Source organism: Enterobacter cloacae complex sp. 2022EL-00788, assembly GCF_026627565.1.
In the GTDB taxonomy this organism is placed as follows: Bacteria; Pseudomonadota; Gammaproteobacteria; order Enterobacterales; family Enterobacteriaceae; genus Enterobacter; species Enterobacter pasteurii.
Genome location: NZ_JAPNMC010000014.1, coordinates 76,385 through 102,267, shown reverse-complemented (window position 1 = coordinate 102,267; position 25,883 = coordinate 76,385). Strand labels below are relative to the sequence as shown.

Here is a 25,883-nt window from a genome sequence, read left to right as displayed (position 1 = left end):
CTAAAATGAAAATGCCCAAAATTGTGCTGTTATCAGCACTGGTTTCGTGCGCCCTGTTATCGGGCTGTAAGGACGACAAATCATCTCAGGTCACCATCGAGTTCATGCACTCGTCGGTAGAACAGGAGCGTCAGGCGGTCATCACGAAGCTGATCGAAAAATTCGAGAAAGAGAACCCTTCTATTACGGTGAAGCAGGTACCCGTTGAGGAAGATGCCTATAACACCAAGGTTATTACGTTGGCCCGTACCGGTGCGCTACCGGAAGTGATTGAGGTCAGCCATGACTACGCCAAAGTGATGGATAAAGAGCAACTGCTGGATCGTAAAGCGATTGGCCAGGCCATCAAAGCCGTGGGCGAGGAGACCTTCTACGACGGTATCCTGCGCGTTGTTCGCACCGAAGATGGCAGCGCATGGACGGGTGTGCCTGTTAGCGCGTGGCTATCCGGCGTCTGGTATCACAAAGACGCCCTCGCGGCGGCGGGAATCGAGGAGCCGCACAACTGGGAACAGCTGCTGAAGGCCAGCCAGGCGCTGAATGATCCGGCCAAAAAACATTACGGTATCGCGCTTCCTACCGCGGAAAGCGTTATGACCGAGCAGGCTTTCTCCCAGTTTGCCCTGTCAGGCGGCGGCAACGTCTTTGATGCAAACGGCAACGTTGACATCGATACCCCTGAAATGTCGAAAGCCCTGGCGTTCTATAAGGCACTGGCGGCAACCACCATGCCAGGTTCGAACGATGTCATGGAGATCAAAGATGCTTTCATGAATGGTTCCGCGCCTATGGCCGTTTATTCCACCTATATCCTGCCTGCCGTTTACAAAGATGGCACCCCGGCCAACCTGGGATTTGTCGTCCCGACGGAAAAATCTTCCGCCGTTTACGGGATGGTCACATCGTTGACCATCACCACAGGCCAGACCGAAGAGGAAACGCAGGCGGCCGAGAAATTCGTCACCTGGATGGAGCAGGCGCAGAACGCCTCTGACTGGGTGATGATGTCACCGGGCGCGGCGCTGCCGGTGAATAAGCTGGTTGTCGGCACGGAGAGCTGGAAAAACAACGACGTGATCAAAGCCTTTGGCCAGTTGCCTTACGAACTGATTGCGCAGTTCCCGAACGTGCAGGTGTTTGGTGCCGTGGGCGACAAAAACTTTACCCGCATGGGCGACGTTACCGGCTCCGGCATTATCAGCTCCATGGTGCATAACGTGACGGTGGGGCAAAAAGATCTCGATGAGACCTTAAGCAACAGCCAGAAAAAACTGACTGACCTGATATCACAACGATAGGAGCGCTTTGCGAAGGGAATTATGAAGACGTTGTTTTCTGGTCGTTCAGATATGCCTTTCGCCATGCTGCTGTTGGCCCCCAGCCTGATTCTGCTGGGGGGCCTGGTGGCCTGGCCAATGATTTCCAACATTGAAATCAGTTTTTTACGTTTGCCGCTGAACCCGCGTATTGATGCGGCGTTCGTCGGCCTGGATAACTATGTCCGCATTCTCGGCGACGCTGCCTTCTGGCACTCCCTGTGGATGACGTTCTGGTACACGGCGCTGGTGGTGATCGGCAGCACCGGGCTGGGGCTGGCCGTGGCGATCTTCTTTAACCGGGAATTCCGTATGCGGAAAACGGCGCGTTCGCTGGTGATTTTATCCTACGTGACGCCGTCTATATCGCTCGTATTTGCCTGGAAATACATGTTCAACAACGGCTACGGGATTGTGAACTATCTGGGCGTTGACCTGCTGCATCTTTATGAGCAGGCGCCGCTGTGGTTTGACAACCCGGGCAGCAGCTTTGTGCTGGTCGTGTTGTTCGCCATCTGGCGCTACTTCCCGTATGCCTTTATCTCATTCCTGGCGATTCTTCAGACGATTGATAAATCGTTGTACGAAGCGGCAGAGATGGACGGAGCCAACGCCTGGCAGCGTTTTCGTATCGTTACGCTGCCCGCCATCATGCCGGTGCTGGCAACGGTGGTCACGCTGAGAACCATCTGGATGTTTTACATGTTTGCGGATGTTTATCTGCTGACGACCAAGGTCGATATTCTGGGCGTGTATCTCTACAAAACAGCATTTGCCTTCAATGACCTGGGTAAAGCAGCCGCCATTTCCGTTGTGCTGTTTGTGATCATCTTCGCCGTCATTCTGCTGACCAGAAAAAGGGTAAACCTCAATGGCAACAAATAAACGCGTTCTGGGCCGTATCGGATTTTATCTGGGGCTGGCGGTATTTCTGATTATTACGCTGTTTCCGTTTTTCGTCATGCTGATGACATCGTTCAAGAGCGCGAAAGAGGCGATATCGCTGCATCCGACCATTCTGCCGCAGGAGTGGACGCTACAGCATTACGTCGACATTTTTAACCCACTTATATTCCCGTTTGTGGATTACTTCCGTAACAGCATGGTGGTGTCGCTGACCTCATCGGTCATTGCGGTGTTTCTCGGCACGCTTGGCGCTTATGCGTTGTCCAAACTGCGCTTTAAAGGGCGCACAACGATCAATGCCAGCTTTTACACCGTTTATATGTTCTCCGGGATCCTGCTGGTGGTGCCGCTGTTCAAAATCATCACCGCGCTCGGCATTTATGATACCGAGCTGGCGCTAATCATCACCATGGTGACCCAGACGCTGCCGACGGCGGTATTTATGCTGCGCAGCTATTTCGACACCATCCCGGACGAAATTGAAGAAGCCGCGATGATGGATGGCCTGAATCGCCTGCAAATCATCTTCCGCATCACCGTGCCGCTGGCGATCTCCGGTCTCGTGTCGGTCTTTGTCTACTGCTTTATGGTGGCGTGGAATGACTATCTGTTCGCCTCTATTTTCCTGTCCAGCGCCAGCAACTTCACGCTGCCGGTAGGGCTGAACACGCTCTTCAGTACGCCAGATTACATCTGGGGTCGGATGATGGCGGCATCGCTGGTGACGGCACTTCCGGTCGTCATTATGTATGCCCTGTCTGAACGTTTCATTAAAAGTGGTTTGACCGCCGGCGGCGTGAAGGGCTGAGGCGGCCGATTTTAACAAGGAGTGAGTCATGAAAAAGTTAGTTGCGACAGCGCCTCGTGTAGCGGCGCTGGTGGAATATGAAGATCGTCCCGTTGCAGCGCATGAAGTAAAAATTCGTGCCCGTTTTGGCGCGCCGAAGCACGGTACCGAAGTGGTGGATTTCCGCGCGGCAAGCCCGTTTATCGATGAGGAATTCAACGCCGAGTGGCAGATGTTTACGCCACGTGAAGAGGGCGCAGCCCGCGGTATCGAATTTGGTAAGTTCCAGCTGGGGAACATGATCGTCGGCGACATTATCGAATGTGGTGCTGAGGTCACGGAATACCAGATCGGCGACAGCGTCTGCTGCTACGGTCCGCTGCAGGAAACGGTCATCGTTAATGCGGTCAATAACTATAAGCTGCGCAGAATGCCGCAGGGCGCCTCCTGGAAAAACGCCGTTTGCTACGATCCGGCACAGTTCGCCATGAGCGGCGTGCGTGATGCCAACGTCCGCGTAGGGGATTTCGTTGTGGTGGTCGGCCTGGGCGCGATTGGCCAGATCGCGATTCAACTGGCGAAAAAAGCCGGTGCGTCAGTGGTCATCGGCGTTGATCCTATCGAACACCGCTGTGAAATCGCTCGTCGTCACGGTGCGGACCATTGCCTGAACCCAATCGGTACCGATGTCGGTCTGGAAATTAAGAAACTGACCGGCAAGCAGGGCGCGGACGTGATCGTTGAAACCAGCGGTTTTGCGGACGCGTTACAGTCTGCGCTGCGCGGACTCGCCTACGGCGGAACCATCTCCTACGTGGCTTTCGCCAAGCCGTTTGCGGCCGGCTTCAACCTTGGACGTGAGGCGCACTTCAATAACGCGAAAATTGTGTTTTCCCGCGCGTGTAGCGAACCCAACCCGGATTATCCACGCTGGAGCCGCAAGCGTATTGAAGAGACCTGCTGGGAACTGCTGATGAACGGCTATCTCAATTGTGAAGATCTGATCGATCCGGTCGTGACCTTCACCACCAGCCCGGAAAGCTATATGAAGTATGTCGATCGGCATCCTGAACTCAGTATCAAAATGGGCGTCACTTTTTAAGCTAAGGAAAGCAAACCATGAAAATCGCAACACAAAACCAGGCCTTTTTCCCAACCAATATCCTGGAAAAGTTCGAGTACATCAAAGCGATGGGTTTTGATGGCTACGAAATTGACGGCCGCCTGCTGGTTGAAAACCTCGATGAGGTGAAAGCGGCTATCAAAGCCACTGGCCTGCCGGTTACGACGGCATGCGGCGGATACGATGGCTGGATTGGTGATTTTATCGAAGAACGCCGTCTCAACGGGCTACAACAGATTGAACGCATTCTGGAAGCACTGGCCTAAGTGGGCGGGAAGGGCATTATCGTGCCTGCTGCCTGGGGGATGTTTACCTTCCGCCTGCCGCCGATGACCTCTCCGCGCAGCCTCGACGGTGACCGGAAAGCCGTAAGTGCCTCCCTGCGCTGGCTGGATGAAGTAGCCGCGCGCACCGGTACCACCGTCTACCTTGAACCGCTGAACCGCTATCAGGACCATATGATCAACACCCTGGCAGACGCGCGTCGTTATATTGAAGAAAACGACCTGAAGCACGTGCAGATCATCGGCGATTTCTATCATATGAACATTGAAGAAGACTCGCTGACCGATGCCCTGCACAACAACCGCGATCTGCTGGGTCATGTACACATTGCGGATAATCATCGCTATCAGCCGGGCAGCGGCAGCCTCGATTTTGCCAGCCTGTTCGATCGGCTGCGTGCCGATAACTATCAGGGATATGTGGTGTACGAGTGCCGCGTTCGTGCCGACGATCCGGCTCAGGCTTATCAGGATTCACTCACCTATTTGCGTGAATGCTAAGGATGACAAGCGTGATGAGTGCTTCTACACCTTCGCCTCTGCGCGTCGCCATTATTGGTGCCGGCCAGGTCGCGGACAAAGTGCATGCCTCGTATTACGCCTCGCGCAGTGATGTTCAGATGGTGGCTGTCATGGACAGCCGCCTCGAGCAGGCACAGGCGTTCGCGGACTATTATGCTATTCCATCGGCATGGCATGACGCGCACGAGATGCTGCAGGTTGTAAAACCGGATGTGGTGAGCGTCTGTTCGCCTAACCGATTCCATTTCGAACATGTGATGGCGGCCCTCGAGGCTGGCTGCCATGTGATGTGTGAAAAGCCGCCGGCGATGACGCCGCAGCAGGCCGACCAGATGCGCATCGCCGCGCGCAAGGCGGGCAAAGTGCTGGCATATGATTTTCACCATCGCTTTGCCCTGGATACCCAGCTGCTGCGTAATGCGGTCATTAACGGCACGCTGGGCGAAGTTTATTTCACCTCCGCGCAGGCGCTGCGTCGCTGCGGCGTACCGGGATGGGGCGTTTTTACGAATAAAGCGTTGCAGGGCGGTGGGCCACTGATCGATATCGGCATTCATATGCTGGATGCCGCAATGTACGTGCTGGGTTTCCCGAGCGTGAAGCGGGTAACCGCGCACAGCTTTCAGAAGCTAGGGAACCAGAAACACAGCGGCCAGTTCGGTGAGTGGGATCCCGCGCAGTTCACCGTCGAAGATGCGCTTTTCGGGACAATTGAGTTCAGCAATGGCAGCGTTCTGCGTCTGGATACCTCCTTCGCGCTTAATATTCGCGAGCAGTCCATCATGAATATCTCATTCTGTGGTGATAAGGCAGGCGCAACGCTGTTCCCGGCACACATTTACAACGACGAAGCCGGTGTTTTGCAGACGCTAACGCAGCGTGAAGAAGCAGACGATCGGCGTCATCTGCGCAGTATGGATGCTTTCGTGCGCCACGTGATGGGCGAGCCGGTTATGATCGCCGATGCGGAACAGGGGCTGGTGATCCAGCAGTTAGTCGCAGCGTTATATAAAGCGGCGGAAACAGGGGAAAGCGTGACGTTATGCTGATCCAGTCTGTATTAACCGACCCGGGCTTTTGCCCGCATAGCCTGAATAAGTACGCGTCCATAATGGCCTGCGGTAACGGCTATATGGGCGTTCGCGCCACGCATGAAGAAGATTACACCCAGCAGACCAGAGGCATGTATCTGGCGGGCCTGTACCATCGTGCGGGGCGCAATGAAACGAACGAGCTGGTCAATCTGCCCGATATTACAGGCATCGATATTGAACTGGACGGCATCAATTTTACGCTGCTGTCCGGCGAAATCCTTGACTGGCACCGTGAACTGGCCTTCGCCAGCGGGGAACTGCGCCGCAGCGTTCTCTGGTGCTCGCCGGAGGGAAAACGCTATCGCCTGGAAAGCCGTCGCTTTGTCTCGCTGGACCAGCTGCCGCTGGTCGCCATGCAGCTTTCCATCACGCCAGTTGATGCGGATTCTCGCGTTGTTCTGAAAACCGGAATCGACGCGACCCAAACCAACAGCGGGAAGCAGCATCTGGATGAAATATCCGTCAGAGTTTTCGATGAGCACTATATGCAGGGCATGTATGAAACGCAGGATCGCGTTTCTGACGTGGTGATTTCGGCCTGCTGCCGACTGTCTAAAAATAGCGACAGCTGCTTTACCGCCAAAAATCGACGCGTCATGGCGCACCACGCGCTGACCGTTAATAAAGGTGACACCGTAACTTTTGAAAAGCTGGTCTGGGTTACCCACCGGAGTGATAAAGCCCTTTCGCAAGATTCGTTTGCCCGCCATTCGCTGGCTGAGTTAAAGGCGTGTGCAGAAAGGGGTTACGCAGCGTTGCTAAAGCGTTCCGTCAGCGCCTGGGAAAGGGTCTGGCTCGACTGTCGCGTTGAGGTTGAGTCGTCTGAACATCAGGATCAGATGGCGCTGGATTACGCCGTCTGGCATCTGACGACAATGACGCCAGCCCACAGCGAACGAAGCAGCATCGGCGCAAAAGGGCTGACGGGCGAGGGGTACAAAGGGCACGTATTCTGGGATACCGAGATTTTCCTGCTGCCTTTTCATCTGTTTACGCGCCCGCAGATTGCCCGCAACCTGCTGCGCTATCGCTGGCTTAACCTTTCAGGCGCCCGTGAAAAAGCCCGCCGTAACGGTTGGCCGGGGGCGTTGTACCCGTGGGAAAGCGCCGCCAGCGGACAAGAGGAGACGCCTGAGTTTGCCGCAATCAACATCCGCACCGGGGTACGCCAGAAGGTCGCTTCCGCGCTCGCTGAACACCATATCGTGGCGGATATTGCCTGGGCCGTCGTCGCTTACTGGCAGGCGACGCACGATGATGCCTTTATGCGTAATGAAGGCCTGACGCTGCTGATGGAAACCGCTTCCTTCTGGATGGGGCGCGCGACGGAAACGAATGGTCGCCTTGAGATCCATGACGTGATCGGCCCTGACGAATATACCGAGCATGTCAACAACAACGCCTACACCAACTATCTGGCCTGGCACAACGTAGCCTGCGCGCGCCAGTTTATGTCGATGTTTGGGCGGGAAGATGCGCGATTCACGGACAATGCCGCACGGTTCCTGGCGCGCCTGTGGCTGCCTGAGGCTAATGCAGACGGGGTTATCCCACAGGATGACACCTTTATGGCAAAACCGGCGATTGACCTGACCCGCTATAAAGCGAATGCGGGTAAACAGACCATCCTGCTCGATTACTCCCGCGCGGAAGTCAATGAGATGCAGATCCTAAAGCAGGCCGATGTTGTGATGCTTAACTACCTGCTGCCGGAGCGGTTTACGCCGGAACAATGTGCCGCCAATCTGGCCTTCTATGAGCCACGCACCATCCATGATTCGTCGCTGAGCAAAGCCATCCACGGGATTGTTCTCGCGCGCTGCGGTGACACCGAAGGAGCGTACGCCTTCTGGCGCGACGGTATCGCTATCGATTTGGGTGACGATCCGCACAGCAGCGATGACGGTATTCATGCCGCGGCTACCGGTGCGATCTGGTCCGGTGCCATTCAGGGGTTTGCTGGCCTGCAAATCATCGAAGGGGAGTTGCACCTTGCGCCGACGCTGCCCGCTCGCTGGAGCAGGCTTGCCTTCCCGCTGCGGTGGCGGGACGCCACAGTGCATTTCACCTGTGAAGATGGCCGGTTAACTATCGAAACTACTGCACCTGTCAGGTTGACCCTGTGGGGCAAAACGCTGGATATAACGGGACGGAAGGTCTGCGCTTATAAGGACTTTCTTGCATCCGTTAATGGGACCGCTACCACGGAGGGGCGCCATGACGCTTAACGCTGTTGTATTTGATTTGGACGGTGTGATTACCGATACCGCACACCTTCACTTTCTTGCCTGGCGTGCCGTAGCGCAGGAGATCGGCATCACCTTCGACGAGGTGTTTAACGAACAGCTGAAGGGGATTAGCCGTATGGATTCCCTCCAGCGCATCCTGAAGCATGGGGGGAAAGCGGGGATGTTCAGCGATGAGCAGCGTGAGGCTCTTGCGGCAAAGAAAAACGCGCTCTATGTCCAGTCGCTGTCATCGCTGACGCAGGATTCGCTGCTGCCGGGTATACGCGACGTGCTGGCGGATATCCGTGCGGCGAAGGTCAAAATTGGGCTGGCGTCAGTATCGCTCAACGCCCCGGGGATCTTACATGCGCTGGGCATTCATCAGGCGTTCGATTTTTGCGCGGATGCCTCGCGGATCCGCCGTTCAAAGCCGGATCCGGAGATCTTCCTCGCGGCCTGTGCAGGGCTGAACGTACGTCCTGAAGAGGCTATCGGTATCGAAGATGCCGCAGCAGGCGTTGAGGCAATCAACGCCGCAGGAATGCTGTCGGTCGGGATTGGGCCTGGCCTGAACCATGCGGGATTACAACTTCATTCAACGCGGGAACTGACCTGGAAATGCCTGACGGCGTTCTGGGCATCCCGGGCGCATTGATAAGGAATTAATGATGGCTCAACTGTCTCTGAAACACATTCAGAAAATCTATGATAACCAGGTTCACGTGGTAAAGGATTTCAACCTCGAAATTGAAGACAAAGAATTTATAGTCTTTGTCGGTCCGTCGGGCTGCGGTAAATCCACGACGTTGCGCATGATTGCCGGACTTGAGGAGATCAGCGCGGGTGAACTGATCGTTGACGGGGTATGCATGAACGATGTGCCTGCCAAGTCCCGCGATATCGCCATGGTTTTTCAGAACTACGCGCTTTATCCGCATATGACGGTCTACGACAACATGGCGTTTGGCCTGAAAATGCAAAAAATCGCGCCATCCGTCATTGAAGAACGCGTCAGCTGGGCGGCACAAATCCTCGGGTTACGTGACTACCTCCAGCGTAAACCAGGCGCCTTGTCCGGCGGTCAGCGCCAGCGCGTGGCGCTGGGCAGGGCTATCGTACGCGAAGCCGGGGTATTCCTGATGGACGAACCGCTGTCTAACCTTGATGCCAAGCTTCGTGTGCAGATGCGTGCCGAAATCAGCAAGCTGCACCAGAAGCTTAACACCACCATGATTTACGTGACGCACGACCAGACGGAAGCCATGACGATGGCAACCCGTATCGTGATCTTAAAAGACGGCATCATTCAGCAGGTAGGTGCGCCGAAGCAGGTGTACAACGAGCCGGCAAATATGTTTGTGGCAGGGTTCATCGGCTCACCGGCGATGAATTTTATTCGCGGTGCAATCGACGATCGCTATTTCGTGACGGAAACGCTGCGTCTGGAGATCCCTGAAGACAAGCTGGCTGAGCTGAATGCGCAGGGCTACCAGCGTAAGGCGGTCGTCTTTGGCATCCGTCCGGAAGACATTCTCACCCCGCAGAGCAGCGGGGGAGAGATCACGGCAAAAGTCAGCGTCGCCGAACTGACCGGGGCGGAGTTTATGCTGTATGCCACCGTGGGCGGGCATGAACTGGTTGTCCGAGCAGGGGCGGCAAATGACTACATAGCGGGAGATAATATCGGCATCCAGTTCGATATGAATAAATGCCATTTCTTCGATGCTGATACTGAATTAGCTATTAGATAAGAAAGGTGTTCGCCGGAAATGAAAGTTTCCGGTTTTTTGTTAGTTAATTATAAAGGAATATTTTAATGAGTACTCTACTAAGAAGTGCTGCGCTCGTTCTGTGCGCAGGGGTTAGCTGCGCGCAAGCAACAGAAACAGCAAAACGCTGGGAGTTTAATATTGGTGCCATGTATGAAATTGAAAACGTCGAAGGACAGGGCGACGATAAAGATGGATTATATGAACCTTCCGTGTGGTTTAACGCCACGTACGATGCGTGGACCATTTCACTTGCCATGTATCAGGAAGGTCCGGTTGATTACAGCAGCATGACGCGCGGTACCTATTTTGACCGTCCAGAATTTGAATTACGGTATCGCTTCATTGGCACCGATGATTTTACGCTGGGTCTTACGGGTGGTTTCCGCAATTATGGATATCATTTTAAAGATGAGCACGGGGCAAAAGACGGTAGTGCCAATATGCAGCGCTACAAAATTCAGCCGGACTGGGACCTGAAATTAACCGATGACTGGCGTTTTGGCGGTTGGTTTGCCATGTATCAGTTTGCAAATGACCTGGGAAAAACCGGCTATTCTGACAGCCGTGTCGAAACGGAAACCGGCTTTACCTGGACAATAAATGAAACCGTCTCTGCAAAGGTTAATTACTATTTAGAGCGTGGTTTTAATATGGACAGTTCACGTAATAACGGTGAATTTTCCACGCAGGAAATTCGCGCGTACCTGCCTGTTTCATTAGGTCAGACGACACTGACGCCTTATACCCGTCTTGGGCTTGACCGCTGGTCAAACTGGGACTGGCAGGACGATCCAACCCGTGAAGGGCATGACTTCAATCGCCTGGGGCTGCTCTATGCTTATGACTTCGCAAATGGCGTATCCATGACGCTGGAATATGCCTACGAATGGGAAAATCACGACGAAGGAGATAGCGATCGCTTCCACTATGCGGGTGTCGGCGTGAATTACGCGTTCTGATAACCGGTTACCAGGGGCGAATGCCCCTGGTTTTTAGCGCAGCGAAGCCGCATCTGAAAAATGCGTTTCGACCAGTACCTTATGTGGCGCAGCTTTACCCGCAATGCACCTGAACAGCAGGTCGCAGCTCTCTTCACCCAGCTTTCTCGTCGGAATATCAAAACCGCCGGGCGCAGGGGTCAAAATGAGAGACAGCATCGGGTCGCTGTATCCCGCTATGGCGACCTGTTCAGGGATCGTCAGATTCAGCTCATCCGCGGCACGATAGAGGCTCAGCAATTTCATGCTGTCCGTGGCAAAAACCGCGTCAGGCGGGTTACCAGAAGAGAGCAATTTACACGCCGCCTGAAGTGCACTTTCATGGGTATATCCGCCATCAATAACCCAGTCCGGGTTAATAGCAAATCCCTGTTGTTCAAGGCTGGATTTATAACCCGCGAGACGATCGATTGAAACGTGATAATCAAGCGGGGCATGCAGGCAGGCAATTTTCGTTCGCCCATGCCTGATAAAAGAATCTGTCAGTATGGCGCTGTCGTGGAAATTGTCCGTATCGACAGAGTATATATTCTGATAATCACCTTCCACTTTACCAATAACGACTACCGGCACACCGTATTCATCCAGCGTGGCGAAAAAAGATTCGTTAGCCGGTGAGCTCAGCATGACGATCCCTTTGATCATCTTCTGCTTTATTTTACCCACGCACTTTTGTAGATCGTCTTCACTGCTTCTTGAGGTTTGTAAAATGACGTCAAAACCTTCTTCTTCCGCTTTTGCCGTGATGGCATGCAGTACGTCAGAGAAAAAAGGATTGCCTGCGGTAGTTTTGGTTGAGCGGGTCGAAATAACCATAATGGCGTCAAAGCCAGAAGAGGTAAGCGCGCGGGCAAGTTTATTAGGTTGATAATTTAATTCTTCTATCGCCTTCAACACTTTTTCACGCGCCTCGGGAGATATATTCGTTTGTTTATTCAGAACGCGCGACACGGTTGATTTCGAAACGCCAGCAACGCGTGCAATATCATAGATCGTGGGTGACATACACCTTACTCACTCCAGACGGACAGCAATGGCGCCCATCTTACTGGAGAGAAAACGGCAATAGCAATAATTAAGAATTGATAATCAACGATCTGCCCCAATTTATTGTATTCTGAAGTGACTCTTTTCCGGCTTCCAGGCAATGAAGGATGGCGATGAAGCGACTTAAAAACGAATTCAATTCTCTGGTGAACCGTGGCGTTGATCGGCATCTGCGTCTGGCCGTGACGGGGCTGAGCCGCAGCGGTAAGACCGCATTTATTACGGCAATGGTCAATCAGCTTTTGAACCTGCATGCCGGGGCACGGCTGCCGCTGCTTAGCGCGGTGCGCGAGGAGCGGCTGTTGGGCGTGAAACGTGTGCCGCAGCGTGATTTTGGCATCCCCCGCTTCACCTATGATGAAGGGCTGGCGCAGCTGTACGGACAGCCACCCGCCTGGCCTACGCCGACGCGTGGCGTGAGCGAGATTCGTCTTGCGCTTCGTTTTCGCTCTAACGAATCGCTGATGCGCCATTTTAAAGAGACGTCCACGCTCTATCTTGAAATTGTGGATTATCCTGGCGAATGGCTGCTCGATTTACCCATGCTGGCGCAGGACTACCTGAGCTGGTCCCGACAGATGACCGGTCTGTTGCAGGGGCAGCGTGCGGACTGGTCGACAAAATGGCGGCAACTTTGCGAAGGGCTGGATCCGCTGGCGCCAGCGGATGAAAACCGTCTGGCAGCGATAGCCGAGGCCTGGACGGACTACCTGCACCAGTGCAAGCAGGAGGGGCTGCATTTTATCCAGCCGGGTCGGTTTGTTTTGCCGGGAGATTTAGCCGGTGCCCCCGCGCTGCAGTTTTTCCCGTGGCCGGACGTTGACGGCATTGGTGAAGTGAAGCTGGCGCAGGCGGACAAAACCACCAACGCCGGCATGCTCCGGGACAGGTACAATTACTACTGTGAAAAAGTCGTTAAAGGTTTTTATAAAAATCACTTTTTACGTTTTGACCGTCAGATAGTGCTGGTGGATTGCCTGCAACCGCTCAACAGCGGGCCGCAGGCGTTCAACGATATGCGACTGGCGCTGACGCAGCTGATGCAGAGTTTTCATTACGGCCAGCGAACGCTGTTTCGCCGCTTGTTCTCTCCGGTGATCGACAAGCTGCTGTTTGCCGCGACAAAGGCCGATCACGTGACGGTCGATCAGCACGCCAATATGGTTTCCCTGCTGCAACAGCTGGTGCAGGATGCCTGGCAGAATGCGGCTTTCGAAGGGATCGGTATGGATTGTCTGGGGCTGGCGTCCGTACAGGCCACCCAGAGTGGGCTGATCGACGTGAATGGCGAGAAAATCCCGGCATTACGCGGTAATCGCCTCAGCGATGGTGAACCGCTCACGGTCTATCCGGGGGAAGTCCCGGCGCGTCTGCCGGGCCAGGCCTTCTGGCAAAATCAGGGTTTTCAGTTTGAAGCCTTCCGTCCACAGGTGATGAACGTTGACCAGCCACTGCCGCACATCCGCCTGGATGCAGCGCTGGAGTTTTTGATTGGAGATAAATTGCGATGACGGAACCGTTAAAGCCACGCATTGATTTTACTGGCCAGCTTGAGCAGACACCGGAGGAGGCGTTCAAAACGGCGCACACCTTCAGCGGCCCGCAGGCCGACAATTTTGCGCCGGTGCTGGCAGAAGAGCCGCTGGTTGAAGAGGGGCAGGCGGAAGCGGTCGTTGACGCGGCGCTGCGCCCGAAACGCAGCCTGTGGCGCAGGATGGTCAGCGCCGGGCTGGTCCTTTTCGGTGCGAGCGTAATCGGGCAGGGCGTACAGTGGGGCATCAATGCCTGGCAGACGCAGGACTGGGTGGCACTCGGCGGCTGTGCAGCCGGGGCACTGATCGTTGGTGCGGGCGTTGGGTCAGTGGTCACCGAGTGGCGACGGCTCTGGCGTTTGCGACAGCGTGCCCACGAACGTGATGAAGCGCGGGATCTTCTTCACAGCCACGGCACGGGCAAAGGGCGTACTTTTTGTGAAAAGCTGGCGGCTCAGGCCGGAATAGATCATTCTCATCCGGCGCTTCAGCGCTGGTACGCGGCGATCCACGAAACGCAGAACGATCGGGAAGTGGTCACGCTCTATGCCCATATTGTTCAGCCGGTGCTGGATGCGCAGGCACGGCGTGAAATAAGCCGGTCAGCCGCAGAATCCACGCTGATGATTGCCGTTAGCCCGCTGGCAATGGTGGATATGGCCTTTATTGCCTGGCGCAACCTGCGCCTGATCAACCGCATCGCCAGACTGTATGGCATTGAGCTTGGCTATTACAGCCGGCTGCGCCTGTTCAAGCTGGTATTGCTGAATATCGCCTTCGCCGGGGCCAGCGAACTGGTGCGCGAGGTAGGAATGGACTGGATGTCGCAGGATCTCGCGGCACGTCTGTCCGCGCGAGCGGCGCAGGGGATCGGTGCCGGTCTGCTGACGGCACGCCTGGGAATCAAAGCGATGGAGGTTTGTCGTCCTTTACCCTGGATTGACGGCGACAAGCCGCGGTTAGGCGATTTCCGGCGCGAGCTGATTGGCCAGCTCAAGGATACGCTTAACAAAAAACCTGCTCAGTGAGGTTTTGTTTACTAATCGTGCTGGCTGTCAATATTTGTTGACAGCCACCTTCCCGAACACCGCGATCTGACATATCATTTTACTGTTAATGGCTTAAACGGTGAATTTCCCATGCGTCTGGAAGTCTTTTGTGAGGACCGTCTCGGTCTGACCCGCGAGTTACTCGATCTTCTTGTTTTACGTAGCATTGATTTACGTGGCATTGAGATCGACCCTGTCGGGCGAATTTACCTCAATTTTGCCGAAATTGAATTTAATACCTTTAGCAGCCTGATGGCGGAAATCCGCCGTATCGCTGGCGTTACGGATGTACGCACCATTCCATGGATGCCGTCCGAGCGTGAACACCTGGCCCTGAGCGCGCTGCTGGAAGCGATGCCGGAGCCGTTCCTGTCCCTCGATCTGAAAAATAAAGTCGAGCGCGTCAACCAGGCCAGCTGCCAGCTGTTTGCGCAGAGCCAGGAAAAAATCATCGGCCACCACGCCACGCAGCTGATCCCTGGCTTTAATTTCCAGCGCTGGCTGGAGAGTAGCCCGCAAAACACCCACAGCGAACACGTGGCGATCAACGGACAGAATTTCCTGATGGAGATCACGCCGGTCTACCTGAAAGGGGAAAACGACGCGCGCGTGCTGACCGGAGCCGTGATCATGCTGCGCTCCACCGTGCGCATGGGCCGCCAGTTGCAGAATCTTTCAAGCCAGGATGTCGGTGCCTTCAGCCAGATCATTGCGGTAAGCCCGAAGATGCGTCACGTGGTTGAGCAGGCGCGCAAGCTGGCAAATCTGACCGCACCGCTGCTTATCACCGGCGATACCGGTACGGGAAAAGATCTGCTGGCGCATGCCGTGCATCTGGCCAGCCCGCGTGCGGCGAAACCCTATCTGGCGCTTAACTGCGCTTCTATCCCGGAAGACGCGGTTGAAAGCGAACTGTTCGGCCATGCGCCGGAAGGTAAAAAAGGCTTTTTTGAACAGGCTAACGGCGGCTCGGTGCTGCTGGACGAGATTGGCGAAATGTCTCCACGCATGCAGGCGAAGCTGCTGCGTTTTCTGAATGACGGCACCTTCCGCCGCGTAGGGGAAGATCATGAAGTGCACGTTGACGTGCGCGTGATATGCGCCACCCAGAAAAACCTGGTGGAGCTGGTTCAGAAGGGCGTCTTCCGGGAAGACCTATACTATCGCCTGAACGTTCTGACCCTTAATATTCCGCCGCTGCGCGATTGCCCGCAGGACATCATGCCGTTGACGGAGCTGTTCGTGGCCCGTTTTGCCGATGAGCAGGGCGTTCCGCGTCCGAAGCTCTCCGCCGATTTGGGCACCGTACTGACCCGCTACGGCTGGCCGGGCAATATTCGTCAGCTGAAAAACGCGGTCTACCGTGCGTTGACCCAGCTGGAAGGATATGAACTGCGACCGCAGGATATTTTATTGCCGGATTACGATGCCGGAACGGTATCGGTGGGCGAAGAGGCAATGGAAGGCTCGCTGGACGATATCACCAGCCGTTTCGAGCGCTCGGTATTGACGCAGCTTTATCGTAGCTATCCGAGCACCCGCAAGCTGGCTAAGCGCCTTGGGGTGTCGCATACCGCGATTGCCAATAAGCTGCGCGAGTACGGATTGAGTCAGAAGAAGGGTGAAGAATAAATAAAAAAGCCTCTTTGCAGAGGCTTTTTTACGATTACGCTTTCAGGGCGTCGAGTGCCGCGGTGTAATCCGGTTCGGTGGTGATTTCATTTACCAGCTGGCTGAAAACAACGTTGTCGTTTTCATCAATGACCAGCACCGCGCGCGCGGCCAGGCCTTTCAGCGCACCTTCGGAAATGCCAACACCGTACTTCTCCAGGAAATCCGGGCTGCGCAGGGTGGAAAGGGTGATGACGTTGCTCAGGCCTTCAGCGCCGCAGAAGCGGGACTGGGCAAACGGCAGGTCAGCAGAAATGCACAGCACCACGGTGTTGTCCATTTCGGTCGCCAGCTGGTTGAATTTACGCACGGACGCGGCGCAGACGCCGGTGTCGATGCTTGGGAAAATGTTCAGGACTTTGCGTTTGCCGGCAAACTGGCTCAACGTGACGTCAGACAGATCTTTAGCAACCAGAGTGAAAGGCTGTGCTTTGCTGCCGGACTGTGGAATGGAACCTGCAACAGCAACCGGGTTGCCCTGGAAATGAACGAGTTGTGACATGGATATCTTCCTGTTTACAAATAGTTAACGTCGTGGCTAGTGTATGTCATCCGCAGTTAGCACGGCAAACCAATTTTACGCCTTACCGGCCTGCAAGGAGTCAGTGATGAGAAGCGTTAAGGTCTATGAAGAAGCCTGGCCACTGCATACCCCATTTGTGATCTCGCGCGGCAGCCGTAATGAGGCCCGTGTGGTGGTGGTTGAATGTGAAGAGGACGGCGTGAAGGGCGTCGGGGAATGTACGCCCTATCCACGCTACGGTGAAAGCCTGGCGTCGGTGATGGCGCAGATAATGACGGTTGTGCCCGATCTTCAGACCGGCCTTACGCGTGAAGCGCTCCAGCAGCGCTTACCGGCTGGCGCAGCCCGCAATGCTATCGACTGTGCTCTCTGGAGCCTTGAGGCGGCGAAACAGGGCAAAATGCTGCCTTCACTTCTTAACGTTACGCTTCCAGACTCGATCGTCACCGCGCAAACGGTAGTTATAGGTGAACCGGAGCAAATGGCGGCCAGCGCCCAGGCGCTGTATGCCACGGGCGCGACGTTGTTAAAAGTAAAGCTCGACGACCGTATGATAAGCGAACGCATGGTCGCCATTCGCGCCGCGGTGCCTGAGGCAACCCTGATCGTCGACGCGAACGAATCATGGCACAGCGAAGGGCTGGCAGCGCGCTGTCAGCTGCTGGCCGACCTGGGCGTTGCGATGCTTGAGCAGCCTTTACCCGCGGAAGATGATGCCGCGCTGGCAAATTTCATTCATCCGCTTCCGGTATGTGCTGATGAGAGTTGCCATACTCGCGAAAGCCTGTCGGCCCTGAAGGGCCGCTACGAGATGGTGAACATTAAGCTCGATAAAACCGGTGGATTAACCGAAGCTCTTGCTCTGGCAAAGGACGCGCAGGCGCAAGGATTTACCTTAATGCTGGGCTGTATGCTCTGCACGTCCAGGGCGATTGGCGCAGCGCTCCCGCTGGCGAACAGCGTGCGTTTTGCCGATCTGGATGGCCCAACCTGGCTCGCGGTTGATGTATCACCCGCCCTGAATTTCACCTCCGGCGTGCTTCACCTCTGAGGCTGCCAGCGCAGGAGATCCGTCATTGCCCGCAGGTATTTTTCGCTCGCTTCGTCCGAGGAGATGGGCGGAAACTCTGCGGTGATACAGTGCAGGCCGAGGTCGGCGCACCAGCTGCCAAACGATCCGGGAGTTTCATAGCCGACGCTGGTCACCAGAGGAAGGACAAACGCATCTGCGAGCCACTGCCCGAGCGCCGTATGGCGAGGATCTTCAATACAGGCGAGCGGATCGTGGAAAGAGACAACCCAGGCCGGGTGGATCTTATGAATAAGCTGGCATAACGCCTGAGTCTCGGGTTCGGAGCCGGGCTTGTCGCCCGTAAGCAGGACCACATCTCGCTCCTGCGCCGAACTGTTCCAGCGGTACACCGTTTCACCGGCGCGCCAGTTTGCCGCCGGGAAGTTCCTGTTAAGGTCAACCCCCCGCGCATTCGCCCGTAGCCCAAGCTGACAGCCGTCCGGATTAACGGTCAAAATCACATGATGACGCCGCAAGTCGGGAGCCAGCGTACGCAGCGCGCAGGAGAGCGTCACGATGGACGAATTTTCGTCGCCATGCGTCCCCGCAATAATCAAGCCGCTGTTGCGATCGGCCTCGGGAGCGGGAAACCAGATTAATGGAGCGCCTAAAAAGGAGCGGCCATAATGTTCAGTACCGGGCGGAAAGGCGCCGCGTTCCGTTCGTGGTCGGGTGGTTGCCATAGTAAACCCTGATGATGAAATCGCTTCTGGCAGTGTTGTGCAAAACCCGCGCTTAATCAAATAGTTTCCTTTCGTGTAGAAATTTGCCTGACATCAACTTTCAGGAGGAAGCATTTGCATTTCTCCGTTTCGAAACAAATAATTACGCATCTGCCTGTTACCTGAAATCATTAAGGGGATCGTATGAAGCATCCTGTTTCGCTTCTTTGTACTGCGCTGTGGCTGTGCGGGCTCTCATCACTTTCATATGCCGCGGATGTTCCCCAGGGAACGGTTCTGGCGCAAAAACAGGAGCTGGTTCGACATATCAAAGATGAACCCGCTTCCCTCGATCCGGCAAAAGCGGTGGGATTACCGGAAATTCAGGTGATCCGCGACCTTTATGAAGGGCTGGTGAATCAAAATGAAAAAGGGGAGCTGGTGCCGGGAGTAGCGACGCGCTGGCAAAGCAATGATAACCGGATCTGGACGTTTACCCTGCGAGACAACGCGAAGTGGTCTGACGGTAGCCCGGTGACGGCGCAGGATTTTGTTTACAGCTGGCGTCGTCTGGTTGACCCGAAAACGACCTCACCTTTCGCCTGGTTTGCGGCGCTGGCTGGAATTAACAACGCTCAGGCCATAATCGATGGCAAAGCTGCACCAGACACCCTTGGCGTAACGGCGGTCGATGCGAAAACGCTGCGCGTTCAGCTCGACAAGCCCCTGCCGTGGTTCAGCAATCTTACGGCTAACTTTGCGTTCTATCCTGTCCAAAAGGCCAACGTCGAAAGCGGTAAAGAGTGGACACGTCCAGGCGCGCTCATCGGTAATGGTGCGTATGTGCTGAAAGATCGTGTGGTTAATGAAAAACTGGTAGTTGAGCCGAATCCTCATTACTGGGATAACGCCAAAACGGTGCTTCAGAAAGTGACTTTCGTGCCGATCAATCAGGAGTCATCAGCAACGAAACGTTATCTGGCGGGCGATATTGATATAACCGAATCGTTCCCAAAAAACATGTATCAGAAGCTGCTTAAGGATATCCCTGGGCAGGTATACACGCCGCCGCAGCTGGGTACCTACTACTACGCGTTTAACACGCAAAAAGGCCCAACCGCTGATGCCCGCGTGCGTCTGGCGCTCAGCATGACTATCGACCGGCGGATCATGGCGGAAAAAGTGCTGGGAACTGGCGAGAAGCCGGCCTGGCATTTCACTCCCGATGTGACTGCCGGTTTCACGCCGGAAACCTCGCCATTTGAGCAGATGTCGCAACAGGAGCTGAATGCTCAGGCGAAAACGTTATTGCAGGCAGCAGGCTATGGCCCGCAGCGCCCGTTAAAATTAACGCTGCTCTACAACACGTCCGAAAACCATCAAAAAATTGCGATTGCGGTTGCATCCATGTGGAAAAAAAACCTGGGCGTTGACGTCAAGTTGCAGAATCAGGAGTGGAAAACCTACATCGACAGCCGCAACACCGGGAATTTTGACGTCATCCGTGCGTCATGGGTAGGGGACTATAACGAGCCGTCGACTTTCCTGTCGCTGCTCACCTCCTCCCATAGCGGGAATATCTCGCGCTTCAACGATCCGGCGTACGACAAGATTATTAATCAGGCGACGCTTGAAACCACTGAAAAAGCGCGTAATGCCGACTACAACATGGCGGAGAAGATCCTGACAGAAAAGGCACCTATTGCTCCGATTTATCAATACACCAATGGCCGCCTCATTAAGCCCTGGGTCAAAGGATATCCAATAAATAACCCAGAGGACGTGGCGTACAGTCGTACTATGTACATTGAAAAGCACTAGAATCGAAAGAGTAGGGCGCGGTGCGATTACGATAGCTGTTAATCGCATTAGCGCCCGAAGCCATCCTGCAATCGTTTAACAATAGTGAACTAAAACTTTAAAAGGTATGTACGCTATCCCATGCAGCATGTATATATTACCAGTGCTAACTTATTAAGCGTCACTAAACAATATGACTTAAAGGTATTACTTCTTAAATATACCGCTAACGTTTTTTGCGGATGCATTATAACAAAGCTGATATCTTTTAATTTGCCTTAAGGCAGCATGTTACGGCTGTTTAAATTAAATAACTGAATTTAAACAGCAAAAAAGTAATCTAGTAACGAACCTGAGGACAAAATTACCCGGCAATGCTATAACCCTTATTGCCAACCCAAATATAAAGCCGCAGGAAACAGTATGCTAAAAAATATTAGTGTCAGGACGTTTATTACCTATTTTCTTTTATGTGTATTTTTGGTAAGTGATGGAGTGATAACAATATTCTCAGGCAGCTTGCCGCTTTTAATTGCTGTTATTATTGTTCAATCTGTCGCCTTATTTTTACTCTGGGCGTACATGACAAAATACCTTGTGACGCCGATCAATACGGTGAAAAAAAGTATTGAAGAAGTCACGTCGGGTAACCTGGGGGGGGCGATTCCCGAGTTCGGTAACAACTGTGCGGGGCGGCTGATCCCGGGAATTAATAGTCTCTCCAGCAATATCGCAACGCTGGTGCGTGAGATCCGCGCGTCGTCGCATACTGCCATGACGCTTTCTGAACAGCTCTCTTCCCGCAGCGCGGAGCTTTCCGTCAAAACAGAACAGCAGTCAGCCTCTCTGGTCCAAACGGCGGCCAGCATGGAACAGATGGCTGCGAGTACCAAAAATAATGCAGACAATACCCGTTTAGCCAGCGAGCAGGCGAATGCTGCGACTATGCGGGCGCGTAAGGGCGGGGAGTTAATGGGGCAGGTTGCAAACAATATGCAATCGATAACCGAATGTGCCCAGCAGATGACGGAAATTATCTCGCTGATTGACGGTATCGCTTTCCAGACCAATATTCTGGCGCTTAATGCCGCTGTGGAAGCGGCAAGAGCCGGTGACCATGGTAAAGGGTTTTCCGTCGTGGCCGGTGAGGTCCGAAGCCTGGCACATCGCAGCGCCGAAGCGGCAAAAAATATTAAATCATTAATTGAAGTCACCAGCCATAACGTGACCCAGGGCGTCACGGTAGTATCGGAGGCGGAAAAAAATATGCATGACATCGTAGCCGGCTCGGGCAATGTCAGCAGACTGATGGATCACATTTCCGCCTCTACGTCGGAACAGGAAAAAGGCATTTCACAAATAACTCAGGCACTATCAGAGCTTGAGCGCGTCACGCAGAGCAACGTCTCGATGGTAGAAGAACTTAATGGTTCATCAGACGTGCTGCGCAATCAGGTGATTGAACTACAAACGCGAACGCGTAACTTCCGCCTGAATAATGAATACCAGCCTGACGATGCGCTAAAGCGCCGCAAGTGGGCGGTGAATTCCTGAGCATATTCAGGACCATGCCTCACATAATTATTGCTTAACCCTCGGCGAAAGCTAGACTGACACCGGAAGAGTTAAAACGGTGGAGGCGCTGTGGAAAGCATAAAAGGGTCTGAGGTTAACGTTCCTGACGCAGTTTTTGCGTGGGTGTTTGATGGACGTGGTGGCGCTAGACCGCTGGAAGATACGGATGAAATCGACAGTGAACATCCATGCTGGCTGCATCTCAACTACACCCATCCAGACAGCGCAGACTGGCTCGCATCCACGCCGCTGTTGCCTAATAACGTCCGGGATGCGCTGGCGGGAGAAAGCCTCAGGCCGCGCGTCAGCCGGATGGGTGAGGGCACGTTAATTACGTTGCGGTGTATTAATGGCAGCACGGATGAACGTCCGGATCAGCTTGTGGCAATGCGTGTATATATGGATGAACGCCTGATTGTCTCCACCCGCCAGCGAAAGGTGCTGGCGCTTGATGACGTTATTAACGATCTGAAAGAGGGCACGGGACCAACGGATTGCGGCAGCTGGCTGGTTGATGTATGCGATGCGTTGACCGATCACGCCAGCGAGTTTATTGAAGAACTCCACGATAAAATCATCGATCTGGAAGATAATCTTCTCGATCAGCAAATCCCCCCACGAGGCTTTCTGGCGCTGTTGCGTAAGCAACTTATCGTCATGCGCCGCTACATGACTCCGCAGCGCGACGTTTACGCGCGTCTGGCCAGCGAACGCCTGAGCTGGATGAATGACGATCAGCGCCGCAGAATGCAGGATATCGCTGACCGGCTCGGCAGAGGGCTGGACGAGATCGACGCCTGTATCGCCAGAACGGCGGTCATGGCGGACGAAATAGCACAGGTGATGCAGGAGTCTTTAGCAAGAAGAACGTACACCATGTCGCTAATGGCGATGGTCTTTTTACCGAGCACGTTCCTAACCGGGCTATTTGGCGTCAATCTGGGGGGGATCCCCGGCGGGGAATACCATTACGGCTTCACCACATTTTGCGTCATGTTAGTGGTTTTAATTGGCGGTGTTGCGTGGTGGTTGCATCGCAGTAAATGGCTGTAAATTTACGCTTTTATGATGCATTGTCTGCTTCAAAACGACATTTTAATTGAGCGAAGTCAATAAACTCCGGCCCTCTAAGGTGCAATATTACTCCCGCAGGTGAATGCAACGTCAAGCGATGGGCGTTGCGCTCCATATTGTCTTACTTCCTTTTTTTGAATTACTGCATAGCACAATTGATTCGTACGACGCCGACTTCATAGTCGGCTTTTTTTTGCCTCCTGTTTCTCAGCGTCTACCCTTTAGGGGACAACACCAAAACCTGGAGGAAAAGATGAGTATGCTACTTACCCTGCACCTGGTGAAGACGCGTCAGTCCGATCCGGTGCCAACCGATCCGACCCCAATGCCTGACCCCATCCCCCGTCCGCAGCCGATGCCGGACCCGCCACCGGATGAAGAGCCGATTAAATTGTCGCATCGTTAGCGGAGATCTGCGAGGATACGCGCCATCTGACCGTAATCTTTACCACGAGAGTATATTGTGACCGCTTTTTCCACGCTGAATGTTCTGCCTGCTGCCCAACTCACTAACCTGAATGAGTTGGGCTACCTGACTATGACACCTGTCCAGGCCGCTGCCCTGCCAGCCATCCTCGAAGGCCGTGACGTGCGCGTGCAGGCTAAAACCGGCAGTGGTAAAACGGCTGCATTCGGTCTTGGCCTGTTACAGCACATCGATGTAACCCTGTTTCAGACCCAGTCTCTTATTCTCTGCCCAACGCGCGAGCTGGCCGATCAGGTGGCGGGCGAGCTGCGTCGCCTGGCGCGCTTTTTACCGAACACCAAAATTTTAACGCTATGCGGTGGACAACCTTTTGGTGCGCAGCGCGATTCTCTTCAGCACGCGCCGCATATCATTGTGGCGACGCCGGGTCGTCTGCTCGATCATCTGCAAAAAGGCACCGTTTCACTTGATGCGCTGCAAACGCTGGTGATGGATGAAGCAGACCGCATGCTGGATATGGGATTCAGCGACGCGATTGACGACGTGATCCGCTTCGCGCCTGCCTCTCGTCAAACGCTGCTCTTTTCTGCTACCTGGCCCGAGTCCATTGCGGCGATCAGCGGGCGCGTGCAGAAAGATCCGATTACCATCGAAATTGATACCGTTGATGCATTGCCAGCAATTGAACAGCAGTTCTATGAAACGTCGCAGCAGGGCAAAATTCCGCTGCTGCAAAAATTACTGAGCCAGCACCAGCCCGCGTCCTGCGTGGTGTTCTGTAACACCAAAAAAGATTGTCAGGCGGTGTGTGATGCCCTGAATGAAGCCGGGCAGAGTGCGTTACCGCTGCACGGCGATCTGGAGCAGCGCGATCGCGATCAGACCCTGGTGCGTTTCGCTAACGGCAGTGCTCGCGTGCTGGTTGCCACGGACGTGGCGGCCCGTGGGCTGGACATTAAATCTCTTGAGCTGGTGGTCAATTTTGAGCTGGCATGGGATCCAGAGGTGCATGTACACCGTATCGGACGCACGGCGCGTGCCGGCAACAGCGGTCTTGCTATCAGCTTCTGCGCGCCTGAAGAGGCTCAGCGCGCCAACATTCTTGCAGAAATGCTGCAAATGAAACTCAACTGGGTGAGCGCACCAGGCCACACCAGCGTTGTTCCGCTTGTGGCGGAGATGGTTACCCTTTGTATCGACGGCGGCAAGAAAGCCAAAATGCGTCCGGGTGACGTACTGGGGGCGTTAACAGGGGATATCGGTCTGGATGGGGCAGATATTGGTAAAATTACGGTCCATCCGGCACATGTCTACGTGGCGGTTCGCCAGCCGGTTGCTCACAAAGCCTGGAAACAATTGCAGAACGGGAAAATTAAAGGGAAAACCTGTCGCGTTCGTCTGCTGAAGTAAGCTAAAGAAGCGTCTCAGAAGCGGTTTCTGAGACGCTGTAAGGTTATTTTACTTCCACCACGTTCAGGCGTAGTTCATCGAATTGCGCATCATCTTCTTCCGGCTGCCAGCCGGCAGGCTGCATCGGGATCTCTTCGCGGTCAAACGCCAGGTCGCCACCGTTTATCACTTCTGAACCATGGTTGATGCCTTTAAAATCGAACAGCTCGACGTCGGCCAGGTGCGAAGGAACCACATTCTGCATGGCGCTGAACATCGTCTCGATACGACCCGGATAGCGTTTATCCCAGTCACGCAGCATGTCGCCAATCACCTGACGCTGCAGGTTAGGCTGAGATCCGCACAGGTTGCATGGAATGATAGGGAAGGCTTTGGCCTGTGAGAAACGCTCGATGTCTTTCTCGCGACAGTAGGCGAGCGGGCGGATGACGATGTGTTTGCCGTCATCACTCATCAGCTTCGGCGGCATGCCCTTCATTTTGCCGCCGTAGAACATGTTCAGGAACAGCGTTTGCAGAATGTCGTCACGGTGGTGGCCCAGCGCGATTTTGGTTGCGCCCAGCTCCGTCGCGGTACGGTACAGAATGCCGCGGCGCAGACGGGAGCAGAGCGAGCAGGTCGTTTTGCCTTCAGGGATCTTCTCTTTAACAATACCGTAGGTATTCTCTTCTACGATCTTGTATTCAACGCCCAGTTTCTCCAGGTACTCCGGCAGGATATGCTCCGGAAAGCCCGGCTGTTTCTGGTCGAGATTGACCGCCACCAGGGAAAAGTTCACCGGTGCGCTTTGCTGAAGATTACGCAGGATCTCCAGCATGGTATAGCTATCTTTACCCCCTGACAGGCACACCATAATACGGTCGCCTTCTTCAATCATGTTGAAGTCTGCAATGGCTTCGCCCACGTTACGGCGCAGTCGCTTTTGCAGCTTGTTCAGGTTGTATTGTTCTTTCTTTGTATTTGATTGATTTTCTTGCATTTATTACTACCTTCGGAGCCAATAGGGGCAAA

At 54.3% G+C, this 25,883-nt stretch carries 22 protein-coding genes and 1 pseudogene; 19 read left to right on the top strand and 4 right to left on the bottom strand.

Annotated elements, in window-relative coordinates:
• The first annotated feature begins 5 nt into the window (after positions 1–5).
• From OWK27_RS19585 to OWK27_RS19540, 10 genes and pseudogenes are all read left to right on the top strand, one after another.
• Positions 6–1,298, top strand: coding sequence for an ABC transporter substrate-binding protein (locus OWK27_RS19585; protein WP_148419696.1), 1,293 nt, complete (start codon positions 6–8; stop codon positions 1,296–1,298).
• A gap of 21 nt (positions 1,299–1,319) precedes the next feature.
• Positions 1,320–2,201, top strand: coding sequence for a carbohydrate ABC transporter permease (locus OWK27_RS19580; RefSeq protein ID WP_193355284.1), 882 nt, complete (start codon positions 1,320–1,322; stop codon positions 2,199–2,201).
• Positions 2,188–3,030, top strand: coding sequence for a carbohydrate ABC transporter permease (locus tag OWK27_RS19575; RefSeq protein WP_120158286.1), 843 nt, complete (start codon positions 2,188–2,190; stop codon positions 3,028–3,030). The genes OWK27_RS19580 and OWK27_RS19575 overlap by 14 nt, the downstream gene beginning before the upstream one ends.
• A gap of 28 nt (positions 3,031–3,058) precedes the next feature.
• The gene (locus OWK27_RS19570; protein ID WP_267591030.1) at positions 3,059–4,111 is read left to right on the top strand and encodes a zinc-dependent alcohol dehydrogenase; all 1,053 of its coding nucleotides are present in this window, start codon (positions 3,059–3,061) and stop codon (positions 4,109–4,111) included.
• A gap of 17 nt (positions 4,112–4,128) precedes the next feature.
• A pseudogene (locus OWK27_RS19565) lies at positions 4,129–4,917 on the top strand (sugar phosphate isomerase/epimerase family protein).
• A gap of 11 nt (positions 4,918–4,928) precedes the next feature.
• Complete coding sequence (locus tag OWK27_RS19560; RefSeq protein ID WP_267591029.1) at positions 4,929–5,987, top strand: Gfo/Idh/MocA family protein; 1,059 nt, start codon at positions 4,929–4,931, stop codon at positions 5,985–5,987.
• Positions 5,981–8,260: a glycoside hydrolase family 65 protein gene (locus tag OWK27_RS19555; RefSeq protein WP_267591028.1), complete on the top strand. Its 2,280-nt coding sequence runs from the start codon at positions 5,981–5,983 to the stop codon at positions 8,258–8,260. The genes OWK27_RS19560 and OWK27_RS19555 overlap by 7 nt, the downstream gene beginning before the upstream one ends.
• Positions 8,250–8,915 (top strand): beta-phosphoglucomutase, encoded by a 666-nt coding sequence (pgmB, locus tag OWK27_RS19550; RefSeq protein WP_193355279.1) that lies wholly within the window; start codon positions 8,250–8,252, stop codon positions 8,913–8,915. The genes OWK27_RS19555 and pgmB overlap by 11 nt, the downstream gene beginning before the upstream one ends.
• A 13-nt stretch (positions 8,916–8,928) precedes the next feature.
• Positions 8,929–10,011 (top strand): ABC transporter ATP-binding protein, encoded by a 1,083-nt coding sequence (locus tag OWK27_RS19545; protein WP_176611208.1) that lies wholly within the window; start codon positions 8,929–8,931, stop codon positions 10,009–10,011.
• 65 nt (positions 10,012–10,076) lie between these two features.
• A complete protein-coding gene (locus OWK27_RS19540) occupies positions 10,077–10,991 on the top strand; it encodes an OmpG family monomeric porin (protein ID WP_176610180.1) in 915 nt (304 codons plus the stop codon).
• A gap of 33 nt (positions 10,992–11,024) precedes the next feature.
• Here OWK27_RS19540 and OWK27_RS19535 read toward each other — a convergent pair whose 3' ends face one another.
• Positions 11,025–12,035: a LacI family DNA-binding transcriptional regulator gene (locus OWK27_RS19535; protein ID WP_176610181.1), complete on the bottom strand. Its 1,011-nt coding sequence runs from the start codon at positions 12,033–12,035 to the stop codon at positions 11,025–11,027.
• A 155-nt stretch (positions 12,036–12,190) separates the two neighbouring features.
• Here OWK27_RS19535 and OWK27_RS19530 point away from each other — a divergent pair, with 155 nt between their 5' ends.
• From OWK27_RS19530 to tyrR, 3 genes are all read left to right on the top strand, one after another.
• The gene (locus tag OWK27_RS19530; RefSeq protein ID WP_148419706.1) at positions 12,191–13,588 is read left to right on the top strand and encodes a YcjX family protein; all 1,398 of its coding nucleotides are present in this window, start codon (positions 12,191–12,193) and stop codon (positions 13,586–13,588) included.
• Positions 13,585–14,637 carry a YcjF family protein gene (locus tag OWK27_RS19525; protein WP_267591027.1) on the top strand — a complete coding sequence of 351 codons (1,053 nt, stop codon included), beginning with the start codon at positions 13,585–13,587 and terminating at the stop codon, positions 14,635–14,637. Before OWK27_RS19530 ends, OWK27_RS19525 begins: the two co-directional genes overlap by 4 nt.
• A gap of 111 nt (positions 14,638–14,748) precedes the next feature.
• Positions 14,749–16,290 carry a transcriptional regulator TyrR gene (gene tyrR, locus OWK27_RS19520; RefSeq protein ID WP_148419708.1) on the top strand — a complete coding sequence of 514 codons (1,542 nt, stop codon included), beginning with the start codon at positions 14,749–14,751 and terminating at the stop codon, positions 16,288–16,290.
• 34 nt (positions 16,291–16,324) lie between these two features.
• On the opposite strand, the gene tpx is transcribed toward tyrR, so the two are convergent.
• Entirely contained in the window at positions 16,325–16,831 is a 507-nt protein-coding gene (gene tpx, locus OWK27_RS19515) for a thiol peroxidase (protein WP_176610182.1), read from the bottom strand.
• A gap of 106 nt (positions 16,832–16,937) precedes the next feature.
• On the opposite strand from tpx, the gene ycjG reads away from it, so the two are divergent.
• Complete coding sequence (gene ycjG / locus OWK27_RS19510) at positions 16,938–17,903, top strand: L-Ala-D/L-Glu epimerase (protein ID WP_267591026.1); 966 nt, start codon at positions 16,938–16,940, stop codon at positions 17,901–17,903.
• Here the strand turns inward: ycjG and mpaA are convergent.
• A complete protein-coding gene (gene mpaA, locus OWK27_RS19505; RefSeq protein WP_267591025.1) occupies positions 17,894–18,607 on the bottom strand; it encodes a murein tripeptide amidase MpaA in 714 nt (237 codons plus the stop codon). The genes ycjG and mpaA overlap by 10 nt on opposite strands.
• Positions 18,608–18,790: 183 nt before the next feature.
• Between mpaA and OWK27_RS19500 the strand changes: the two genes are divergently transcribed.
• From OWK27_RS19500 to dbpA, 5 genes are all read left to right on the top strand, one after another.
• Positions 18,791–20,407 (top strand): peptide ABC transporter substrate-binding protein, encoded by a 1,617-nt coding sequence (locus OWK27_RS19500; RefSeq protein ID WP_242172599.1) that lies wholly within the window; start codon positions 18,791–18,793, stop codon positions 20,405–20,407.
• Between the two features lie 402 nt (positions 20,408–20,809).
• Complete coding sequence (locus tag OWK27_RS19495; protein ID WP_267591024.1) at positions 20,810–21,940, top strand: methyl-accepting chemotaxis protein; 1,131 nt, start codon at positions 20,810–20,812, stop codon at positions 21,938–21,940.
• 90 nt (positions 21,941–22,030) lie between these two features.
• Complete coding sequence (gene zntB / locus OWK27_RS19490) at positions 22,031–23,014, top strand: zinc transporter ZntB (RefSeq protein ID WP_148419714.1); 984 nt, start codon at positions 22,031–22,033, stop codon at positions 23,012–23,014.
• A gap of 280 nt (positions 23,015–23,294) precedes the next feature.
• Positions 23,295–23,441 carry a hypothetical protein gene (locus tag OWK27_RS19485; RefSeq protein ID WP_324291176.1) on the top strand — a complete coding sequence of 49 codons (147 nt, stop codon included), beginning with the start codon at positions 23,295–23,297 and terminating at the stop codon, positions 23,439–23,441.
• 57 nt (positions 23,442–23,498) lie between these two features.
• Entirely contained in the window at positions 23,499–24,872 is a 1,374-nt protein-coding gene (dbpA, locus tag OWK27_RS19480) for an ATP-dependent RNA helicase DbpA (RefSeq protein WP_267591022.1), read from the top strand.
• A gap of 43 nt (positions 24,873–24,915) precedes the next feature.
• Here the strand turns inward: dbpA and ttcA are convergent, their stop codons facing one another.
• A complete protein-coding gene (gene ttcA, locus OWK27_RS19475; RefSeq protein WP_267591021.1) occupies positions 24,916–25,851 on the bottom strand; it encodes a tRNA 2-thiocytidine(32) synthetase TtcA in 936 nt (311 codons plus the stop codon).
• Between the last annotated feature and the right edge of the window lie 32 nt (positions 25,852–25,883).

Excerpts from the sequence above, each read along its gene's own strand:
- OWK27_RS19585 (WP_148419696.1), top strand. The coding sequence starts at position 6 with ATGAAAATGCCCAAAATTGTGCTGTTATCAGCACTGGTTTCGTGCGCC.
- OWK27_RS19580 (WP_193355284.1), top strand. The coding sequence starts at position 1,320 with ATGAAGACGTTGTTTTCTGGTCGTTCAGATATGCCTTTCGCCATGCTG.
- OWK27_RS19575 (WP_120158286.1), top strand. The coding sequence starts at position 2,188 with ATGGCAACAAATAAACGCGTTCTGGGCCGTATCGGATTTTATCTGGGG.
- OWK27_RS19570 (WP_267591030.1), top strand. The coding sequence starts at position 3,059 with ATGAAAAAGTTAGTTGCGACAGCGCCTCGTGTAGCGGCGCTGGTGGAA.
- OWK27_RS19555 (WP_267591028.1), top strand. The coding sequence starts at position 5,981 with ATGCTGATCCAGTCTGTATTAACCGACCCGGGCTTTTGCCCGCATAGC.
- pgmB (WP_193355279.1), top strand. The coding sequence starts at position 8,250 with ATGACGCTTAACGCTGTTGTATTTGATTTGGACGGTGTGATTACCGAT.
- OWK27_RS19545 (WP_176611208.1), top strand. The coding sequence starts at position 8,929 with ATGGCTCAACTGTCTCTGAAACACATTCAGAAAATCTATGATAACCAG.
- OWK27_RS19540 (WP_176610180.1), top strand. The coding sequence starts at position 10,077 with ATGAGTACTCTACTAAGAAGTGCTGCGCTCGTTCTGTGCGCAGGGGTT.
- OWK27_RS19535 (WP_176610181.1), bottom strand. The coding sequence starts at position 12,035 with ATGTCACCCACGATCTATGATATTGCACGCGTTGCTGGCGTTTCGAAA.
- OWK27_RS19530 (WP_148419706.1), top strand. The coding sequence starts at position 12,191 with ATGAAGCGACTTAAAAACGAATTCAATTCTCTGGTGAACCGTGGCGTT.
- OWK27_RS19525 (WP_267591027.1), top strand. The coding sequence starts at position 13,585 with ATGACGGAACCGTTAAAGCCACGCATTGATTTTACTGGCCAGCTTGAG.
- tyrR (WP_148419708.1), top strand. The coding sequence starts at position 14,749 with ATGCGTCTGGAAGTCTTTTGTGAGGACCGTCTCGGTCTGACCCGCGAG.
- tpx (WP_176610182.1), bottom strand. The coding sequence starts at position 16,831 with ATGTCACAACTCGTTCATTTCCAGGGCAACCCGGTTGCTGTTGCAGGT.
- ycjG (WP_267591026.1), top strand. The coding sequence starts at position 16,938 with ATGAGAAGCGTTAAGGTCTATGAAGAAGCCTGGCCACTGCATACCCCA.
- mpaA (WP_267591025.1), bottom strand. The coding sequence starts at position 18,607 with ATGGCAACCACCCGACCACGAACGGAACGCGGCGCCTTTCCGCCCGGT.
- OWK27_RS19500 (WP_242172599.1), top strand. The coding sequence starts at position 18,791 with ATGAAGCATCCTGTTTCGCTTCTTTGTACTGCGCTGTGGCTGTGCGGG.
- OWK27_RS19495 (WP_267591024.1), top strand. The coding sequence starts at position 20,810 with ATGCTAAAAAATATTAGTGTCAGGACGTTTATTACCTATTTTCTTTTA.
- OWK27_RS19485 (WP_324291176.1), top strand. The coding sequence starts at position 23,295 with ATGCTACTTACCCTGCACCTGGTGAAGACGCGTCAGTCCGATCCGGTG.
- ttcA (WP_267591021.1), bottom strand. The coding sequence starts at position 25,851 with ATGCAAGAAAATCAATCAAATACAAAGAAAGAACAATACAACCTGAAC.